16 protein-coding genes and 1 tRNA gene are annotated in these 18,661 nt (G+C 64.9%); 6 read left to right on the top strand and 11 right to left on the bottom strand.

The annotated features are described in order from the left end of the window. Window positions 1-72: 72 nt before the first annotated feature. Both GGR36_RS07400 and GGR36_RS07395 read right to left on the bottom strand, forming a co-directional pair. Window positions 73-2,511 carry an EAL domain-containing protein gene (locus GGR36_RS07400; protein ID WP_183633662.1) on the bottom strand — a complete coding sequence of 813 codons (2,439 nt, stop codon included), beginning with the start codon at window positions 2,509-2,511 and terminating at the stop codon, window positions 73-75. Continuing rightward, complete coding sequence (locus tag GGR36_RS07395) at window positions 2,483-2,695, bottom strand: hypothetical protein (protein ID WP_183633660.1); 213 nt, start codon at window positions 2,693-2,695, stop codon at window positions 2,483-2,485. Before GGR36_RS07395 ends, GGR36_RS07400 begins: the two co-directional genes overlap by 29 nt. A 105-nt stretch (window positions 2,696-2,800) precedes the next feature. Between GGR36_RS07395 and GGR36_RS07390 the strand changes: the two genes are divergently transcribed. From GGR36_RS07390 to GGR36_RS07380, 3 genes are read left to right on the top strand one after another with little or no spacing between them, the layout of a single operon-like run. Further along, window positions 2,801-5,137 (top strand): DNA internalization-related competence protein ComEC/Rec2, encoded by a 2,337-nt coding sequence (locus tag GGR36_RS07390; protein ID WP_183633658.1) that lies wholly within the window; start codon window positions 2,801-2,803, stop codon window positions 5,135-5,137. 40 nt (window positions 5,138-5,177) lie between these two features. After that, window positions 5,178-6,074 (top strand): alpha/beta fold hydrolase, encoded by an 897-nt coding sequence (locus tag GGR36_RS07385; protein WP_183633656.1) that lies wholly within the window; start codon window positions 5,178-5,180, stop codon window positions 6,072-6,074. Continuing rightward, entirely contained in the window at window positions 6,074-6,766 is a 693-nt protein-coding gene (locus GGR36_RS07380; RefSeq protein WP_183633654.1) for a DUF599 domain-containing protein, read from the top strand. The genes GGR36_RS07385 and GGR36_RS07380 overlap by 1 nt, the downstream gene beginning before the upstream one ends. A 9-nt stretch (window positions 6,767-6,775) precedes the next feature. Here the strand turns inward: GGR36_RS07380 and msrB are convergent, their stop codons facing one another. The 7 genes from msrB to bioA form a co-directional block, all read right to left on the bottom strand. Beyond that, complete coding sequence (gene msrB / locus GGR36_RS07375) at window positions 6,776-7,183, bottom strand: peptide-methionine (R)-S-oxide reductase MsrB (RefSeq protein ID WP_183633652.1); 408 nt, start codon at window positions 7,181-7,183, stop codon at window positions 6,776-6,778. Window positions 7,184-7,247: 64 nt separating this feature from the next. Next, a complete protein-coding gene (locus tag GGR36_RS07370) occupies window positions 7,248-8,417 on the bottom strand; it encodes a DUF2863 family protein (RefSeq protein ID WP_183633650.1) in 1,170 nt (389 codons plus the stop codon). Window positions 8,418-8,445: 28 nt separating this feature from the next. Next, complete coding sequence (bioD, locus tag GGR36_RS07365; protein ID WP_183633648.1) at window positions 8,446-9,117, bottom strand: dethiobiotin synthase; 672 nt, start codon at window positions 9,115-9,117, stop codon at window positions 8,446-8,448. Then, the gene (locus GGR36_RS07360) at window positions 9,117-9,923 is read right to left on the bottom strand and encodes a methyltransferase domain-containing protein (RefSeq protein WP_207064290.1); all 807 of its coding nucleotides are present in this window, start codon (window positions 9,921-9,923) and stop codon (window positions 9,117-9,119) included. Before GGR36_RS07360 ends, bioD begins: the two co-directional genes overlap by 1 nt. Further along, complete coding sequence (locus GGR36_RS07355; protein WP_183633644.1) at window positions 9,916-10,632, bottom strand: alpha/beta fold hydrolase; 717 nt, start codon at window positions 10,630-10,632, stop codon at window positions 9,916-9,918. Before GGR36_RS07355 ends, GGR36_RS07360 begins: the two co-directional genes overlap by 8 nt. Continuing rightward, window positions 10,629-11,783: an 8-amino-7-oxononanoate synthase gene (gene bioF, locus GGR36_RS07350; RefSeq protein WP_183633629.1), complete on the bottom strand. Its 1,155-nt coding sequence runs from the start codon at window positions 11,781-11,783 to the stop codon at window positions 10,629-10,631. The genes GGR36_RS07355 and bioF overlap by 4 nt, the downstream gene beginning before the upstream one ends. Before the next feature lie 3 nt (window positions 11,784-11,786). Further along, on the bottom strand, window positions 11,787-13,109 hold the full coding sequence (bioA, locus tag GGR36_RS07345) for an adenosylmethionine--8-amino-7-oxononanoate transaminase (RefSeq protein WP_183633627.1): 1,323 nt from the start codon (window positions 13,107-13,109) through the stop codon (window positions 11,787-11,789). Between the two features lie 156 nt (window positions 13,110-13,265). On the opposite strand from bioA, the gene yaaA reads away from it, so the two are divergent. Then, entirely contained in the window at window positions 13,266-14,054 is a 789-nt protein-coding gene (gene yaaA / locus GGR36_RS07340; protein WP_183633625.1) for a peroxide stress protein YaaA, read from the top strand. Between the two features lie 9 nt (window positions 14,055-14,063). Further along, window positions 14,064-15,200, top strand: coding sequence for a M14 family metallopeptidase (locus GGR36_RS07335; protein ID WP_420847482.1), 1,137 nt, complete (start codon window positions 14,064-14,066; stop codon window positions 15,198-15,200). A 113-nt stretch (window positions 15,201-15,313) separates the two neighbouring features. On the opposite strand, the gene GGR36_RS07330 is transcribed toward GGR36_RS07335, so the two are convergent. Next, window positions 15,314-15,389: transfer RNA gene (locus GGR36_RS07330), tRNA-Asn, on the bottom strand. 141 nt (window positions 15,390-15,530) lie between these two features. On the opposite strand from GGR36_RS07330, the gene GGR36_RS07325 reads away from it, so the two are divergent. Next, the gene (locus tag GGR36_RS07325; RefSeq protein ID WP_221229503.1) at window positions 15,531-17,231 is read left to right on the top strand and encodes an AsmA family protein; all 1,701 of its coding nucleotides are present in this window, start codon (window positions 15,531-15,533) and stop codon (window positions 17,229-17,231) included. A 62-nt stretch (window positions 17,232-17,293) separates the two neighbouring features. On the opposite strand, the gene rho is transcribed toward GGR36_RS07325, so the two are convergent. Beyond that, window positions 17,294-18,553: a transcription termination factor Rho gene (gene rho / locus GGR36_RS07320; protein ID WP_183633606.1), complete on the bottom strand. Its 1,260-nt coding sequence runs from the start codon at window positions 18,551-18,553 to the stop codon at window positions 17,294-17,296. Window positions 18,554-18,661 lie beyond the last annotated feature (108 nt).

Here is an 18,661-nt window from a genome sequence, read left to right as displayed (position 1 = left end):
CCGCCCGATGAGGTTTGCTGGCGTTTTTGTTCAGCACTGGCACCGGCCGTGGCGGGTAATGTGGGCGAGTAGTCATGCCTGGGCAATCCATCGAAGCAGGGTCGGATCATCCGGTGCAAGCGCCTGGCCGAAGTGGTAGCCCTGTCCGTGGGTGGCGCCCAGGGCTTTCACCGCATCAAGGGTCGCCTCGTCTTCGATGCCTTCGGCGACGGTCTCGATGTTGAGCGTATGGGCCACGCGAATGACGGTGAGCACGATGGTGTTGCGACGGCTTTCGCGCCCGACGCCGTTGATCAGGCTGCGGTCGAGTTTCAGCGAACTGATCGGCATGCGCACCAGCTGTGCGATGTTTGAATAGCCGGTGCCGAAATCGTCGAGCGCGACACGTACGCCCAAGTCACGCAGGGCGCCAAGTGTCTCCAGCGTCTGCTCGGGGTCTTCCATGGCACAGCTTTCGGTGACTTCCAGTTCGACCTGATCGGGCGCAAGGCCAGAGGCATCCAGCGCTTCACGAATCTGTTTGCCGAGCAGCGGGTCGCGAAACTGGCGCATCGAGAGGTTGACCGACATCCGCAGCGGCCTGCCGGTTTGCGTGGTCCAGACCTTGGCTTGCGCGAATGCCGACTCGAAGACCCACCGCCCCAAACTCAGAATCTCGCCGCCGGTCTCGGCCAGCGGAATGAACTCGGCCGGCGAGACGGCACCCAGTTCTGGTGATTGCCAGCCGATCAGCGCCTCGAAGCCAATCAACACGCGATCCGAGAGGCGGATCTGGGGTTGGTAGCAGAGCGTGAATTCGCGACGCGCCAACGCGGTGCGCAACAGGCGCCGCATCTGGTTGCTGCGTTTGAGGCGCTGGCCGTAGATTGCGTCGTAAAACACGACCTGGCGACGATGGTCGAGTTTTGCGGCCGAGAGCGCGAGGTCTGCCGACTGAAGCAAGGATTCGGCGTCGCAGCCGTGATCCGGATAACGGGCCACACCGATCGAGGTGGAAATCTGCAGCATCTCGCCGTTGATACTGAACGGTGCCGAGATCCGTTCCACGACCCGCGCAGCGATCTCGCCGGCAGTCAGGGCGCGTAGCGTACCCGCCAGCACGACCACGAATTCGTCGCCCCCAAGGCGCACCACGGCGTCGGGGGCCACGCTCGAACGCAGGCGCGCAGCGGCCTCACGTACCAACTGGTCACCGACCAGGTGGCCCCACTCGTCGTTGATGGCCTTCAGTCCGCGCAGATCGACCAGCAGTATCGCGGCGCCCTGGGGCGAGGTGTTCACGACCTCATTGACGATAGACGGAAAGCGATGCCAGCTTGCGCAAGCGGTAAGGGGGTCGTAATCCGCCAGCTGGCGCAACTCCGCCTCGGCTTGCCGTCGCCGGTCGGCTTCGGCGCGCAGCTTGGCCAGCGTGGCTTCCATGGCTTCGGTCTGATGCCGGACTTCCGATTCCAGTTCCGCTCCGTGCTTTCGCGCAAGCGCAATCGTGTGTTCGGTCTGCTGAAAGTGCACGCTGCTGCGGTAGCGTTCGTCGAGGAACTTCAGGCGTTCGTCGAAATGGGCTTTCCAGTCGGCGAGCGCGCGCACGACATCGCCCATGCGTTCGGCCCGCAAGGCCGCCTCGCGCAGAACCCCTATTGCGCAAGACCTGTCGCCGGCGCTGACTGCCGCTTGCAGGGCATTGTCCGTCAGCGATACGGCGAGTTTCATGTCGCCATCCGCTTCTGCGATTTCGGCCAGTACTTGCGTGGCCAGGGCAATGAGCTGCACAAAACCGACCCTGGTGGCGATGTCGTTGGCGCGCGTCGCCAGCGCGCGAGCCGTGCCGACATCGCTGCGCTGTTTCGCCAGATTGGCAGCGCGCGTGCAGATCATCGCTTCGGCGCGCAGGCTCTTTGCACTGAGCGCAAGCGGCAGGGCCTCGTCGAGACACTGCTGCGCTTGCTCCGGGCGGCCCAGATAGGTGAGGGCCGCGGCGAGATTGGCAAGGCACATGGCGTGACCGACGGGATCGGGCTCGGTAAGCCGAGCGTACTCGCTGCATGTGTCGCTCAACAGCGCCAGGGCCTCCTCATCGCGGTCGGCGATGCCCAGGCTGATCGCGGAAAACACCCGCGCCCGAAGGATGCCGTGAGGGTTTCCGGAGCGTTTGAATGCGGCTTGCGCCAGCGCCTGATGGTGCTCGGCCAGCTCAAAGGATTGCCCCAGGCCGTAGAGGGCTACGAGTTGAAGGTGCGCCTCGCCCTGCCAGTCAAGGTCGTCGGTGTCTGCAAGTTCGTACAGGGCTGCCTGGAGCGACGCAAGCGCTTCGCCGTGCTGACCGAGAATGCGCTGGGCCGCACCGCGCTGCACCAATGCTGCGCCGCGGATCAGGGCCTCATCCGCCTCGGCGTACAGCGCGTTCGCCAATTCCACGACCGTACGCGGTTCGTACTCGATGCGCGCCGTGAGGGCATTCAAGGCGGCGAGCGCCGCGTCGCGCTCAGCGGTGCTGGCGAAGCCGGTATCCAATGCGGTCCTTTCTCTTGCGCCGCGCGGCGTAACGACGTTCGTTACCGGTTTCCAGGCGCTGGCTGGCAAATTCTCGCTGCCAGCCTCTGTCGTGACAACCTTGATCGCGCAAGTCGATTCGACGCATATCGGCGGCCGCATCCCGGTCTTGAGCGGTAGTGCATGGATTCTTGCGCGAGATCATCGGGCCACTCTGGCGCCCGGGCGCGCATGTGAAGCGCTCCACGCGCGCTTACGGCGGTGGCGGCGACAATACTCAGCTTCATGCATATGGCATTGCGTCGGGCGTGTGGCACTGATCTTTCCATTGGCGGCGGGTTTGTTGTTGGGCACGGTGATGCTGCAGTCGCAAGCCGTGCTGCCGACACATGGCCTGGCGCTATGCCTCGCGGTGGCTGGCGGGGTCGGGCTGTTGATCCCTTGCGCGCCTCGCTGCGGCAGGCGCACCGCCTTCGTCCTTGTGTTTGTAGCCGCCTCGGCGGTGGGGTTTGGCGCCACGAGCCTGCGCGCCGAATCGCGACTATCGGATCGTCTCGCCGCGGGGCTGGAAGGCATCGATGTCGCTGTCACCGGCCGCATTGCCGAGATGCCGCGCAAGGTGGATCACGGCAGCGGATTCGTCTTCGAGACGCTGGACGCGCCGCGTGGCATCCCCTCGCACCTGCAGATCAGCTGGTATCGCTCGGCGAGCGCCGGGATTCCCGACCTGCGGGCAGGGCAGGTATGGCGTCTGACGGTACGGCTCAAACGCCCGCACGGCACACTGAACCCGCATGGCAGCGATCGCGAGGCGATGTTGCTTGCAGAGGGCGTTGGCGCGACGGGCTATGTCCGCGAGGTTGCCACCGCCCACATGATTGCGGATGAGGTGAGCGCTCCGATGATCGCGGTCGAACGCCTGCGCCAGTCGATACGCGATCGATTCGAACGCGCGCTGCCGCAGTCCCCTTGGCGCGGCGTGCTGGTGGCGCTGGCGATCGGTGACCAGGACGCTGTCAGCGCCGAGCAATGGCGCCTGTTCGCGCGCAGCGGTATTACGCACCTGATATCAATCTCCGGCGTGCATGTCACGGTGTGGGCGCTGGTGGCCGGAGCAGCGCTGGCCGGATTCTGGCGCCGCGTGCCGTGGCTGGCGTTGCGGCTTCCTGCGCAGGCAGCGGGGGCATTGTTCGGCTTGCTGGCCGCGACCGGCTATGTGGCGCTCGCGGGTGCCGCGGTGCCGGCGCAGCGCTCATTGGTGATGCTCGGCATGGTTGCGCTGGCGACGCATGGCGGGCGCACCGTGCGCCCTGCGCTGGCGCTGGCCTCGGCGCTGGTGGCGGTGCTGTTGTGGGACCCGTGGTGTGTGTTGAGCAAGGGGACCTGGCTGTCGTTCGTTGCCGTGGCCTTGCTGCTATGGGGGGCAGGGCAGACGCAGGGCAGTTCTGCGGTGCGCAGCTGGTTGGCGGCGCAGTGGGCGATCGGGCTCGGTCTGGCGCCCGCCTTGCTGGCACTGACAGGCCAGGTCTCGTTGGTAGCGCCGCTCGCTAATCTGGTTGCGGTGCCCTTGGTGACCTTTGTGCTCTTGCCGCTGGAGTTGTTGTTCGTGGTGTGCGACTGGGCGCCCTCACTCGATGTCGCGGCGTGGCTGTTCGACTGGCTGGCGCGCGGACTCGACTGGCTCGCAGCGCCGGCATGGGCCATCTGGCAGCAGGCGGCAGCGCCGGGCGTGCTGGTCCTCGCGGCAAGCGCGGCGGCGCTGTGGTTGCTGGCACCGCGGGGGGTGCCCGGTCGTGGCGCGGCGGCTGCAGTATTCATCGCGCTGCTGTGCTGGCAGCCGCCACGCCCACCGCAAGGCAGTTTCGATCTGGTGATGCTGGACGTCGGGCAGGGGCTCGCAACGCATGTGCGCACCGCCAGTCACGATCTGTTGTTCGATACCGGGCCGCGTTACGGCATCAGCAGTGACGCCGGGCAGCGCATTGTCGTGCCTTACCTGCGAGGCGAAGGTGTTGCGCGCCTCGACGGGCTGGTGGTCAGTCACGACGACAGCGACCACTCTGGCGGCGCACTGGCGATCATCGATGCAATAGCGGTCGCGCAGACGATGGCGTCGTTGCCGGAACCGCATCCGCTGCGTGGCACGCTGCCGGCACTGCGCCCCTGCGTGCGCGGCGAGCACTGGGAGTGGGATGGCGTGCATTTCGATGTGCTGCATCCGTCGCCGGACCACGCCCTTGGCGGCAATCGCAACAGTTGCGTGCTGCGGGTCAGTGCCGGCGCCCATGCGGTGCTGCTGGCGGCCGATATCGAACTGGCCTCCGAAGACGAACTCGCCGCGGCCGGGGCGCTCGCGCCCACCGACGTCGTGGTGGCGCCGCATCATGGCAGCCGCAGTTCCTCCGGTGCGCCATTCATCGCGGCACTTGCGCCGGCCTGGGTGATGTACTCGGTCGGCTATCGCAGCCGCTTTGGCCATCCGCATGACGAGGTCGCCGCACGTTATCGCGAAGCCGGCGCGACCGATCTGCGCACCGACCGCGACGGCGCGATCCGCCTGCATGTCGATGCGGAAGGTATCGCTGTCGAGCGTTGGCGCGAAACGGCGCAGCGTTACTGGCATACCGGATTCGCGGCGACGCGGTGATAGACTCGCCGCATCGGAGTCGGAGTGCATTGGAGGCCACATGCTTGCGGGCATCAGGGCATTGTTCGGTGGGCGGCCGTCTGCGTCGCCGCGCGAGGGTTGGGTGCGATGCGCCAATCCCCAGCGCCTGCACCGGATGCACTACATCGAGTGGGGCGACCCGCACAACGATCGGGTACTCATCTGCGTGCACGGGCTGACCCGTAACGGTCGCGACTTCGACACGCTCGCGCACACGCTGTCGTCCCATTACCGGGTGATCTGCCCGGATGTTGTCGGGCGCGGCCGCAGCGACTGGCTGCCGAACAAAGCCAATTACGGCCTGCCGCAATACGTCTCGGACATGATGGTGCTGATCGCGCGGTCTGGCGCCGAGCAGGTGCACTGGGTCGGTACCTCGATGGGGGGCCTGATCGGCATGGCGATCGCGGCGCAGCCGGACCAACCGATCGCGCGATTGGTGCTCAACGATGTCGGCCCCCTGGTCACCGGCGCATCGCTGCGCCGGATCGGCGAGTACGTCGGCCGTGCGCCGGTCTTCCCCGACTACGCTGCCGCCGAGGCCTACATCCGCGCGGTGAGTGCCCCGTTTGGCCCGCTCAGCGACGATCAATGGCGCCACCTCACGCTGACCTCGCTGCGCAGTCGTGCAGAGGGCGGTTTCGAGATGATCTACGACCCCGGCATTGGCGAAGTCTTCCGCGCAGCCCCGGTACTCAATGATGTCGATCTGTGGCCGCTGTACGACGGCATTCGCTGCCCGACCCTGGTACTGCGCGGCGCGGAATCCGACTTGCTTACCGCCGCGACGCATCAGGAGATGGGGCGCCGCGGCCCGCAGGCGCGGATACTTGAAATACCCGGCGTGGGGCACGCGCCGATGCTGATGGACCCGGCGCAGATCGCGCCGGTCCGCGACTTCCTTCTGGAGCAATGATGTTTTCGGGACTCCTTCACCTGCTCGGTCCGCTCGACTGGATCGGGCTCGCCTGGTTCCTGGTCTGCTGGGTCGGCTACGGTGTCATCGTCGAACGCGGCAACGACGGTGCGCACAACCTGCTGGGCGGCACCCACCGCGAGCGCCTGACCTGGGCACGGCAGATGATGGAGCGCGAAAACCGGGTGGCCGATGTCTCGCTGGTCGGGCACCTGATGGGCAGCGTCTCGTTCTACGCCAACACCTCGGTCTACATCCTGGCCGGTCTGATGGCACTGGTCGGCGGCCTTGACCGTGTGCTCAACGCAACCGCCGATCTGCCCTTCGCGGCGCACACCAGTCGCGAGTTGCTCGAATTCAAGCTCTTGATGCTGCTGGTGATCTTTGTCGTCGCCTACTTCAATTTCACCTGGTCGCTGCGCCAGTTCAATGTGCTTTCCATCGTGATCGGCGCGGCGCCGGCGCCAGGCGCGAGCGACGAGATCAAGGAGCGTGCAGCGCGCAAGCAGGCGGAGGTGAACACCAGCGCCGGAGATGCCTTCAATTCCGGAATACGTGCTTACTACTTCGGTCTGGCGGTGGTGAGCTGGTGCATCAACGGCTGGGTCTTCATCGGCATGAGCACCGTCGTGCTGATCGTGTTGGCGCGGCGCGACTTCGTCAGTCGCACCGCTGCGGCGCTGCGCGAATAACGGCGCGGCTCAGCCGCCCTCGCTGTCCTTCTTGAGCTGGAGCGAGGCCGAATTGATGCAGTAGCGCAAGCCGGTCGGTTGCGGGCCGTCTTCGAACACATGACCAAGATGCGCACCGCACTGGGTGCAGAGCACTTCGGTGCGGCGCATGCCGTAGCTGTGGTCGGCCGCGGTTTCAACGTTCTCGGCGACCGCAGCGGTTGAAAAGCTGGGCCAGCCGCAGCCTGCGTCGAACTTGTCTTCGGAGCGGAACAGCGCGCTGCCACAGCACACACAGCGGTACTCGCCCTTGTCCCAGACGTTCCAGTAGGCACCGGTGAACGCCCGCTCGGTACCTTTTTCCCGCGTTACATGAAACTGCTCGGCGTCGAGCTGTTTCCGCCATTCCGCGTCCGGCCGTTGAAATTTGCGTGTCATCCGTATCCCCCTGCCGAGTCGAATTGCCCTTGTCCGCGGGTCGACCGCGAAAAGCGGTTACGGTTCAGTGCAGATGCCGCGGCACCGCTTCAGCGCTGTCTTCCGGCAGTTCCGCATGGACGGCTTCGCCGTCCGGCGACGGATACATCGGTGCGCCGCAATCGTCGCAATACTCAAGCGGAAATCGCGTATCGAGTTGCAGGATGTCGGTCATGCCGCAGGCACGCAGGGCCGCCTCGATCTGCTGCGGAATCTCGCTGTTCTCGTCTTCCGGGCCGAGCAGCGGCCACACGACACCGTGGATCACGTCATCCGACCCCTTGCGGGTGAATCCGATGCGGTATTCCTCGAGTTGCCGGTCGTGGAAGGGCGCAATGATCGCGCGCAGTGTGTCGGGCGGCGTTTCGAGCGTGGTGGTGAGGAAGGCCACCGACGCGCGCAGTGAGTAGGGGCGCGAGTCGCGGTCGGCCTGACGGCTGGCGGCGAAGTAGGCATCGGGCAGCACCACTTCGAGTGCGCAGCCGGGCATCATCGTCGCGATTACGGCGCCGCCCTGCGTGCGCCACTGCGACAGTGCGTGCTCGCGATTGCCGTCGCGTTCCTGCCAGCGGAACAAGGGGGCGCCGCGCGGCACGACCGCGGCGGCGAGGATGTAGCGGACATCGGAGAGGAACTTCGCCGTTTCGGGCAGCGCCTCTGTCGCGATGTGCAGGTTTTGCCCGACGGCAGCAGCTTCGCCCAGCGCCACGGCAAAGCGGCGCGTTTCGCAATAGCCTTGCGGCAATTGGTCCGGCGAAAACAGGAAGTCGGCCATGCCAAGCTTGACGCCATCCGCCAGCACGTGCGCCTGCAGGTGTACCCGCAGGTTGGCCAGTTGCGCGGGCGGAACCGGGGCTGCGGCGATGGCGAAACGCGACCACGCCATCACTGGCGCAGCAAGCAGCAGCACGTCGAACTCGCCGCTGTCGGGTGTGCCGGACTCGGCGCGCGATTCGATCAAGTCCGCCAGTTCGTCGTAGGCATTCGCCTGCGTGGCATAGAGGTGGTCAAGCGCGCTGTTGAGCGTGTCTTCGTCACCCTCGTCGAGCAGTTTCTCGACCTGGTCGGCCAGGCGGCTCTCCCAGAAGCAGTCTTCGGCGCGACTGCCGGATTCAGCAAGGCCCACAGCGAGCCAGGTGAGGTTCTCAGCATCGCGGGACAGGCCGCTGCGGCGGCCGAAGCGGGAGCGTTTCATGTGGAGATTCCAGCGGATTGAGGCCGGATTATACCGTGCCGGGCAGCCGCACCCGGTCGGCAAGTGCGGCCGGCCCGGCCTCGCAGTAGGGCAACACGCCGAGCAGGGGCGCCGCAAGGCGCGATTCGAGCGCGGCGAGGTTCTCGTCGAAGCGGCTCATCGTCGGCGACAGCGTGTTGGCGACCCAGCCGGCGAGCGGCAGACCGCGCGCCGTGATGGCTTCGGCGGTGAGCAGGGCGTGGTTGATGCAACCGAGCCGCATGCCGACCACGAGGATCACCGGCAGGTGCAAGGCCAGCGCCAGATCGCTCGTGTCGAGCCGCTCGTCGAGCGGTACGCGGAAGCCGCCGACGCCTTCGACCAGTACGCAGTCGGCGCGCGCAGCAAGTGCTTCGAAGCCCGCGACGAGCGGCGGCACATCGAGCGCGACACCTTCGGCCGCGGCGGCGATGTGCGGCGCAACCGCCTCGCGCAGGCACACCGGGTTGATCTGGCCGAGCGTGTAACCGGGCGTTGATGCGGCCCGCAGTCGGCGCGCATCCTCGTTCGACCACACGCCATCGAATTCTTCCGCGCCAGCGGCGATCGGCTTGTAGCCGACGGATTCCAGACCCGCCGCGCGCGCGGCATGAAGCAGGGCGCAGGTGGTGAAGGTCTTGCCGATTTCGGTATCGGTACCGGTAACAAAGTAGTAGTGCATCAGCGGGTCGCCTCGAACATCAGAACATCGTAACGCGCCGGTAGCCCTTGCGGCTCGCGGTAGGTCTCGTAGCGTTCGCACAGCCTTAGCCACGCGTGCTTGCCGAGCATGCCGCGCCGCCTGCCGCCGCCGAGCGTGTGTGCGCCAACGCCGCGGATGTCGCGCAGCAGGTGCGCAAGGTCGGGTGCGTGGCCGGCACGGCTGTGCCGTTCGCTGCGGATCGCGGAAAAACCTGCCTGCTTCAGTGCGGCGATGACCGCATCAGGGGCTTCGAAGGCGCGCACATGTTCGGCCGCGTCAATCACGGCAAAGCTGTCGCGCAGTTCTGCCAGCGTCTCCGGGCCCAGCGTTGCAAGCTGCAGGCGGCCGCCCTTGCACAGGACGCGTGCGGCTTCACGTGCGGCACGGTCAGCAGCGCACCACTGCCAGGCAAGGCTGGACCAGTAGCCCGCGACGCTGCCAGCGCGCAAGGGGAGTTGCTCGATATCCGCCACGATTCCGGATTCGCCGCGGCCGCAAGCGCGGGCGGCCATCTCTGCCGCAATGTCGAGACCGATGATTGGTCGACCGTGGCCACGCAGCAGCGTGCTCGCGAATCCGGTGCCGCAACCCGCGTCGAGAATCGGCCCCGCGGGCAGGGCGGCGTCGCTGCTCCAGGCGGCCAGATCCGCAACGATGGCGCGCTGCACCTCGGCATGAAGGTCGTATGCGGACGCTGCAGCGCCGAACGCCGCACGGATCTGCTTGCGCTGTTCACGCAGCGCCGTGGGCGACGATGCGCCGGCGAAAGAAGCGGGATCATGCATCGGCGAGTGGCCCGATGAAGTCATTCAGCGCGCGGCTTACCGCTGCCGGTTCGGAAACATGCGGCGCGTGGCCGCAGTCGGCAAAGGTCTCGAGCCTCGCGCCAGGCATGCGGTCCGCCAGCCAGATCGCTGCCGAGCGCGGCATCAGCGCGTCGTGCCCGCCGTGCAGCAGCAGTGTCGGAACGCTGACCTCGCCGACCCGGTCGCGCAGGTCGCATCCGATCAGGGCGTCGAGCGCTGGTGCGAGCGCCATGATGGAGGGCGTGCGGGCCGCGGCGAGGGTAGCCGTCACCGCGCGCCGTTGCCGGTCACCGAGTGCCTGCAAGGCGAGAAAGCGCTGCAGCGTCTGCTCGGGCTGGGTGGCGAATCCGTTCCGGAAGGACTCGACGGTCTTGTGATCGAGTGCGTGGGGCCAGTCCGGCGAAGCGACGAAGCGAGGCGTGGCGGCGATCAGCACCAGTGCGCGCGGCCTCGCGCCGGCGGCAACCGCAGCGAGTGCGAGTTGCGCGCCGAGCGACCAACCGAGCAGGATCTGATGCGGATGTACCGTGGCGGTCAACGCAGAAACCCATTCATCGAACGACCCGCTCGCCGGCGCGGCGAGTTCGGGCGCTGCGAGCCTCAGCGTCGGTGGGAGCGCTTCGCAGAGGGGAGCGAAAGCTGCGGGGCCGAAGCCCCAGCCGTGCCACGCAAGGATCTCGTGACTCATGGGGTATGACGATTGATCGCGTCGACCAGTGTGGCGACCTGCGATGCGGTATGCGCGGCCGAGAGCGAAATCCGCAGCCTTGCGGTGCCCTGAGGCACCGTCGGCGGACGGATTGCGGGCACCCAGAGTCCCTCCGCAAACAGCGCGCCAGCAAGATCGAGCGCAGCCTGGTTCTCGCCGACAACGTAGGCCTGGATCGGCGTGGTCGACGGGATCAGCCGCTCCGGCTGCCTCAATCCGCGGCGCAGTTGTGAGATCAGCTCGGCCACATGCATGCGGCGCTCGTCGGCGGCTTCCAGCAGCCCGACTGCGGCGCTGATGGTGTCTGCCAGCAAGGGTGGCATGCCCGTGGTGAAGATGTAGGTGCGCGTTTTCTGTAGTAGCCATTCGACCACCGGCGCAGCGCCGGCGACGAACGCGCCGGACACGCCAGCGGCCTTGCCGAGCGTGCCGACGTACAGCACGCGGGGTGACGCGAGGCCGAAGGCACGCAGCGCGCCGCGACCTTGCGGCCCGATGACGCCAAGGCCATGCGCGTCGTCGATCATCAGCCAGGCATCGTGGCGCTCGGCCAGATCGAACAGCGCGCCAAGTGGTGCGATGTCGCCGTCCATGCTGAACACGCTGTCGGTGACGATCAGCTTGCGGCGCGCGTTGCTCTCGCGCAGATGCCGATCGAGAGCGTCGACGTCGCCGTGCGGATACCGGTGCAGTTCGGCACGGCTGAGCAGGGCGCCATCGACCAGCGAGGCGTGGTTGAGGCGGTCGGCAAACACCGCATCGCCGCGTCCGACCAGCGCGGCCATGACGCCGGCGTTGACCATGTAGCCGGTGGAGAAAAGCAGCGCGGTTTCGGCGCCGACGTAGGCCGCCAGCCGGGCTTCCGCTTCATGGTGCGCGCCGAAATGCCCGCTTACCAGATGCGAGGCGCCGGAACCGACACCCCAGCGCCGCGCGCCGGCAATGGCCGCCTCGACCAGCGTCGGGTGGTCGGCGAGGCCGAGATAGTCGTTGGCGCAGAAGTTGATCGCGCTGTGGCCATCGACGACCATGTTGACGCCGTGGCGTTCGCCAATCGTGCGCCGGCGCCGGCGCAGACCGGCTGCGTCGAGGCTGGTGAATTCGGCGTCCAGCGCGTCCCAGACCGGCATCGCTCAGCTCGCCAGTGCGGTGTCGATGGCGTTGCCGGTGCGCTCGACCAGGAAGGCTGCGTCGGCGTCATCGAAGATGTATGGCGGCATCCAGTACACCGTATTCCCAATCGGTCGTAGCAGGACTTCGGCCTCCAGACCGGCGGCAAATACCTTGCGGGCGAAATGCGGATCGGCGGTGTCGACCTCGAACGCCCAGATCATGCCGGTACGGCGGAAATCGCGGACCCGGCCATCATGCGCAATCGGCGCGGCGATGCGCGTCAGCGCGTCGGCACGCTGGCGGTTGGTCTCGAGGACCTTGTCGCTCTCAAAAATGTCGAGCGTCGCAAGTGCCGCGGTGCAGGCGAGCGGATTGCCGGTGTAGGAGTGCGAGTGCAGGAAGCCGCGGGCGGTGGCGTCGTCATAGAAGGCCCGGTAGACCGCGTCGCTCGTCAGCACGATCGACAGCGGCAGGTAACCACCGGAGATGCCCTTCGACAGGCACAGAAAATCGGGTCGGATGCTGGCCTGTTCGCAGGCGAAGAAGGTGCCGGTGCGGCCGCAGCCGACAGCGATTTCGTCCGCGATCAGATGGACCTTGTGGCGATCGCAGGCGGCGCGGGCGCGACGCAGGTATTCGGGGTCGTACATCGCCATGCCGGTCGCGCACTGCACCAGCGGTTCGACGATCAACGCGGCGGTGGTGTCGGCGTGTTGCGTGAGCCATGCATCGAGGGCATCAGCGGCACGACGCGCCGATTCGGTCCGTTGATCTGCTGCGCCGCATGCGGGGCTGGGAACCGTCTCCGACTGGCGCACCAAGGGCGCGTAGGCGTCGCGGAAGAGGGAGATGTCCGTGACCGACAGCGCGCCTGCCGTCTCGCCGTGATAGCTGCCGGCGAGGCAGACGAAACGGTTCTTCGCCGGCTGACCGTTGTTGCGCCAGTAGTGCGCACTCATCTTCAACGCGATCTCGGTGGCGGATGCGCCGTCTGATGCGTAGAAGGCGTGCCCCAACCGTTCGCCGCCGAGGGATGCGCTGAGGGCGCCAAGGCGTTCGGATAACTCCACGACCGGTCGGTGCGTAAAGCCGGCGAGCATCGCGTGCTCGAGGGTGCCGAGTTGTCGCTGCAACGCCGCGTTGATGCGCGGGTTGCAGTGTCCGAAAAGATTCACCCACCATGAGCTGACCGCGTCGAAATAACGCCGGCCGTTGGTGTCGTAGAGCCAGAGGCCGGTGCCACGCTCGAGCGGCACCAGCGGAAAGCGTTCGTGCTGCTTCATCTGGGTGCACGGATGCCAGACGGCTTCGAGCGATCGCTGCAGGAGATTGGTGCTGGGCATCGGCTTGGTCGCGGCGGGGCCGCATCGGAACAACAGGGACGGTCTTGCATGTTTCCGTACGTGCAGCCGGGTGTCAAATTGGCCGGTGCGGACAGACGCTTGTTTGCGCGGCTGCACGTTATCATCGGCGGGTACTGACTGGTTCCCGATGCTTCGATGCTGATTCTTCTGTCCCCCGCGAAATCCCTGGACTTTGATTCTCCTTCGCCATTGTCGTCGGCCACCCTGCCGAGCTTCCTCGATCATTCGGAAGTGCTGATTGCGCTGCTGCGCAAGAAATCACTCGCTGACGTTGCGTCGTTGATGGATCTGTCCGACAAGCTCGCCGCATTGAATGTTGCGCGCTATGAGGAATGGTCGCGAGAGCACTGCGCGCCGGTCGCCAAACAGGCCATCTTTGCATTCGATGGCGATGTCTATGATGGCCTCTCTGCGGCGACGCTGCCGGCCAGCAAAGTGGAAGGCTACCTGCAGCGGCATCTCGCGATACTTTCGGGCTTGTACGGGCTGCTGGCGCCGCTCGATCTGATCCGTGCGCATCGGCTGGAAATGGGGACGCGCCTGCCGAACCCGCGCGGCAAGGACCTTTACCAGTACTGGCGCGGCGTGATCAGCGGCGCAATATCTGCACGCCTTGACGCGTTGGTGGCCGGTGGAGCGTCACGCGTGGTGGTGAATCTGGCTTCGACCGAATACGCCAAGGCTGCCCAGTTGCCGAAATTGAATGCGCGTGTGGTGACGCCGGTGTTCCAGGAACGCCGCAACGGGCAGTACAAGATCATCAGTTTCAATGCGAAGCGCGCGCGCGGCGCCATGGCGCGATTTGCTGCGGAACAGGCCGTCGTCGATGTGGACGTGCTCAAGACCTTCGATCGCGACGGCTACCTGTTCGATGCCGCGGCGTCGGACGCCGATACCTGGTATTTCCGCCGCAATGCGGCTTGAGGAGTGCGCATGCCCTTGATCATCAGCAGCCAGTTCGATAGCGGTGCGATCGACGTGATCGACGCCGGTGATCCCGCAAATATCCGCCTGCGGATTCGCGACGATCATGGGTCCAAGGAATTCCGCCAATGGTTTCATTTCCGCATCTCCGGCGCGGCGGGGCAGCCGCTGGTGCTGCGTTTCGAGAATGCGGGTGCGTGTTCGTATCCAGAAGGCTGGCGTGATTACCGCGCGGTCGCGTCGTACGACCGCAGCGACTGGTTCCGCATTGCAGATTGCGAATTCGACGGCGAAGTACTCTCCGTGCGACTGACGCCAGAACGCGATGCGATCTGGCTCGCCTACTTCGAGCCGTACTCGCAGGAGCGCCACCTCGACTTCTTGGGGCGAATGTCTGCAACGGCAGGCGTGCGGGTGGAGCGTCTCGGCGCGAGTCTCCAGCAGCGCGACATCGACGCAGTCGTAGTCGGCGAGGGCCCGCATCCAGTCTGGATCGTGGCGCGCCAGCATCCTGGCGAGACGATGGCTGAATGGTTCGCAGAGGGGCTGCTTGAGCGATTGACCGATGATTGCGACCCGGTGGCGCGCGAAATCCGCCGCCGCGCAGTCGTGCGTGTCGTTCCGAACATCAACCCGGACGGTGCCTTTCTCGGCAATCTGCGCAGCAATTCACTCGGCGTCAATCTGAATCGGGAATGGCATGCGCCGAGCGAATCGCGTAGTCCGGAGATCTTGAGCGTTCAGGCTGCGATGGCGACGAGCGGTGTAGGCCTGTTCCTCGACATTCATGGCGATGAGACCTTGCCCTACGTGTTCATCGACGGCTCACACATGGTTCCCGGTTACGGTGAACGAAACAGCGCCTTGCAGGCCCGGTTTCTCGCCAACCTCGCGATTGCGTCACCGGACTTTCAGTTGCGTCATGGCTATAGCGACGACAGGTTCGAGCATGAACTTCTGACGCTTGGTTCGAAATGGGTCGCGCACCGTTTTGGCTGCGTGTCTTTGACGCTGGAAATGCCCTTCAAGGACAACGACGAGGCGCCGGATCTGCGTGTCGGATGGAATGGCGCGCGTAGCAAGCGCCTTGGCGCGGCCATGCTGCTGCCACTTCTTGCACACTTGCGCGCGCTCGACCTCGAATAGGGTGTCATGCGGCTTGCCGGATTCCACCGCGAAAAACGCAAATTTCTTGGTTTTTCTGAAGCGGAGTCGGAAAATGAAAAACGCCCGCTGAAAAGCAGGCGTTTAGGGAAATCTGGCTCCTCGACCTGGGCTCGAACCAGGGACCTACGGATTAACAGTCCGGCGCTCTACCGACTGAGCTATCGAGGAACAGAGACCGCAATGATAGACGTCGAATCGCAGTTTGTCAACACGGTTTTTGGGTCGCTCGGGTCGAAGGCGATAATGCCTTGCTGTAATATTCCAACGTGATTAACCGACACGGGTCCATGTGCCCGCGAGGAGAAAAGTTTGGACCGGTTCGCGGTGTTCTGTCGCACGGAAGCGGGCGACCGCATGATGGCGGAGCCGAAAGGCTCAGGGGATCGTTTGTCTCGAAGTGTCCTGGAAGCTGTCGATGGTTTTTCGACAGTGGGCGAATTGGGTACGCGGCTCAAGGACGCCAAAGGGGTGGTGCGTGCGCTGGCCGAACTGGAACGCGCCGGTCTGATCGAGACGCTCGATGCGCGGATGGCGCGCGTGGCGGAACAGGAGGCCAGGATGGTGCGCGGGGAGAACTTCTCCGAGCGCCAGGAGCCGAGCGAGGTCGGTCGCGCACCGGCGGCGCCGGCGACACCGCCGAGCAAGCCTCAAGCGGCCGCGAAGCAGAAGAAGGTCGAAGTGGATCAGCGCCGTCTGGAACGTGCGCTGAGTTCTGGCTCGAATGCCTCGGTGCTCGATCACGTACGGGTCTTCTTCGGAAACCTTGGCCATAACGCAATTGCCGGTGGCGGCGAGAAGGCCCGAAAGGTGCGCCGTGCATTCGTGATTTTGGCCGCGCTGGCGGTCGTTGGCGGAATCGGCGCGGCGGTTGCTGCGCTCGGTTGGCAGGTCAGTACATTGCGCCAACGGGTTGAACACGATGCCGCGTTGTGGCTGGGTGAGCCGGTGCGGGTAGCTCGCGTCGGCGTGGCGTTTCATCCATGGCCGGTTTTCGAGTTGAACGACATCCAGATCGGGGAGGGTGGCTCTTCGCATATCGACAAGGCCTGGGGTGGGCCTGACTGGATTGACTGGATGATGTCGCAACCTCAGCGACTTGCCGTTTCGATTAAGGGTGCGCGCATCGAGCCCGCGCTGCTGCTGCGTCTGGCGGGTCTGGGCTCCTCGGGTGATGTGTGGCGTCTGCGTGAAGTCGAAGTCGAAGCCCTTGATATCCCGGTTGGAAAGGTGCCTTTGGGCGCACTCTCCGGTGCCTTCATGTTTGCCCGGGATGGTCGCTGGGAATCCGCCCGCCTGAGACCGCAAGAGGTCGAGGTGACATACGAACTCCTGGCGCAGGATGGGTCCGTGGTGGCGAGCGTGATCGCTCCCGAGGCGAAGTTCGGTGCGACGAAACTGGAGAACCTTCTCGTCACCGGGAAACTCGGTTTGAGCGGAATCGACGGGGCGCAGTTTGGCGCCAACTGGCTCGGTGGTTCAGTAAAAGGTTCGGTTGATATCAATCTTGGCGACGCTTTTGGCGTCAAGGCCCAAGTGAACCTTGATTCGGTTGGCTTCGATGCGCTATCCGGGCTGCTGGGCGCGCCCACACTTGTGCTCGGCAGGGTTTCGGGGCCGATGACGGTTGCAGGTTCAGCGGATAAGTTCTCTGAACTCTCGAAGGTCTTGCGCTGGTCCGGTAACTACAAAGTGGCAGATGGTGCGATCAACCGGATCGACTTGCTTGAAGCGATGCGTCGCAACGGTAACGGGCCGATATCCGGTGGCGTGACGCGGTTTGCGCTCATGGAAGGCGCGTTCTCAAAAGAGCCGGAAAAGGGCTCGAAGATCGAAATCAGGCACCTGAGCGCTGGCGCTCTTTCTGCTTCAGGGCGTGTCCTGATCGATGAGTCGCTGAATCTGCGCGGAGCGCTGCGCTGTGAAGTGAAGACCCCGGTGGAGCGCCTTGCGCGCCTGTTTGCCGTCGAAGGTACTTTGCAGACGTTCCAGCTCAGACCGCAGGGCGAGTAATCGTTCGCGTCAACAGATAACGGCGGCCTTGGCCGCCGTTTTTCGTTGATGCGGTGCGTGGATCAGCCGCGCCGCATGGCGTCGAAGAAGTCATTATTGGTCTTCGTCGCCTTGATTTTGTCCAGCAGGAATTCCATCGCTTCGATTTCATCCATGCCGTAAAGCAGTTTGCGCAAGATCCAGACCTTCTGGAGGATGGCGGGTTCGATCAGAAGCTCTTCGCGCCGAGTTCCTGAGCGGTTGACGTTGATCGCAGGATAAACACGCTTTTCCGCCATTCGGCGGTCAAGGTGGATTTCCATGTTGCCGGTGCCCTTGAACTCCTCGTAGATCACGTCGTCCATACGCGATCCGGTGTCGATAAGGGCGCTGGCGATGATCGTCAGGGAACCGCCTTCTTCGATATTGCGGGCGGCGCCGAAGAATCGCTTCGGTTTTTGCAGCGCGTTGGCGTCAACGCCACCGGTCAGCACCTTGCCGGACGCTGGGACAACTGTGTTGTAGGCGCGTGCCAAGCGGGTCAGCGAATCGAGCAGGATCACGACGTCGCGCTTGTGTTCGATCAGCCGCTTGGCTTTCTCGATCACCATTTCGGCGACCTGTACGTGGCGCGTGGCGGGTTCGTCGAAAGTGGAAGCGACGACTTCGCCCTTCACCGAACGCTGCATTTCGGTTACTTCTTCCGGGCGCTCATCGATCAGCAGCACGATCACGACGACGTCAGGGTGATTGGTCGTGATCGCATGCGCGATGTGCTGCAGCATGACGGTCTTGCCGGACTTCGGCGGCGCGACAAGCAGGCCACGTTGGCCTTTGCCGATCGGCGCAATCATGTCGATCACCCGACTGGTGATGTTCTCTTCGGCGCGGATCTCGCGTTCGAGCTTCAGGCACTGATTCGGGTGCAACGGCGTGAGGTTCTCGAAGAGAATCTTGTGCTTCGAGGCCTCGGGCGACTCGAAGTTGACCTTGTCGACCTTGACCAGCGCGAAGTAGCGCTCACCGTCTTTCGGTGTGCGGATCTCGCCTTCAATCGTGTCGCCGGTATGCAGGTTGAAGCGGCGGATCTGCGAGGGCGAGACGTAGATGTCATCAGTGCCGGCAAGGTAGGACGTATCCGGCGAACGGAGAAATCCGAATCCGTCAGGAAGGACTTCCAGAACGCCATCGCCGAAGATCGGCTCCCCCTTCTTGGCTCTGTTTCTGAGCAGGGCAAAGACGAGTTCCTGTTTGCGCAGGCGGTTCGCACCTTCTATCTCGTTGGCATGTGCCATTTCGAGAAGCTGGCTTACGTGGAGGGACTTGAGCTCCGAGAGATGCATGGGCGTACCTGACCGGCGAATGCGATCGCCGCTTGAGAGTCGTGCGCTACGACGGAATGGGAGTGGGGATTCGGATTTGAAGCGGCGCGCCGGGCGGCGCGCCGAAAT

This window comes from Niveibacterium umoris, from assembly GCF_014197015.1.
Classification (GTDB): domain Bacteria; phylum Pseudomonadota; class Gammaproteobacteria; order Burkholderiales; family Rhodocyclaceae; genus Niveibacterium; species Niveibacterium umoris.
This window is presented reverse-complemented; position numbering and strand designations above follow the sequence as displayed.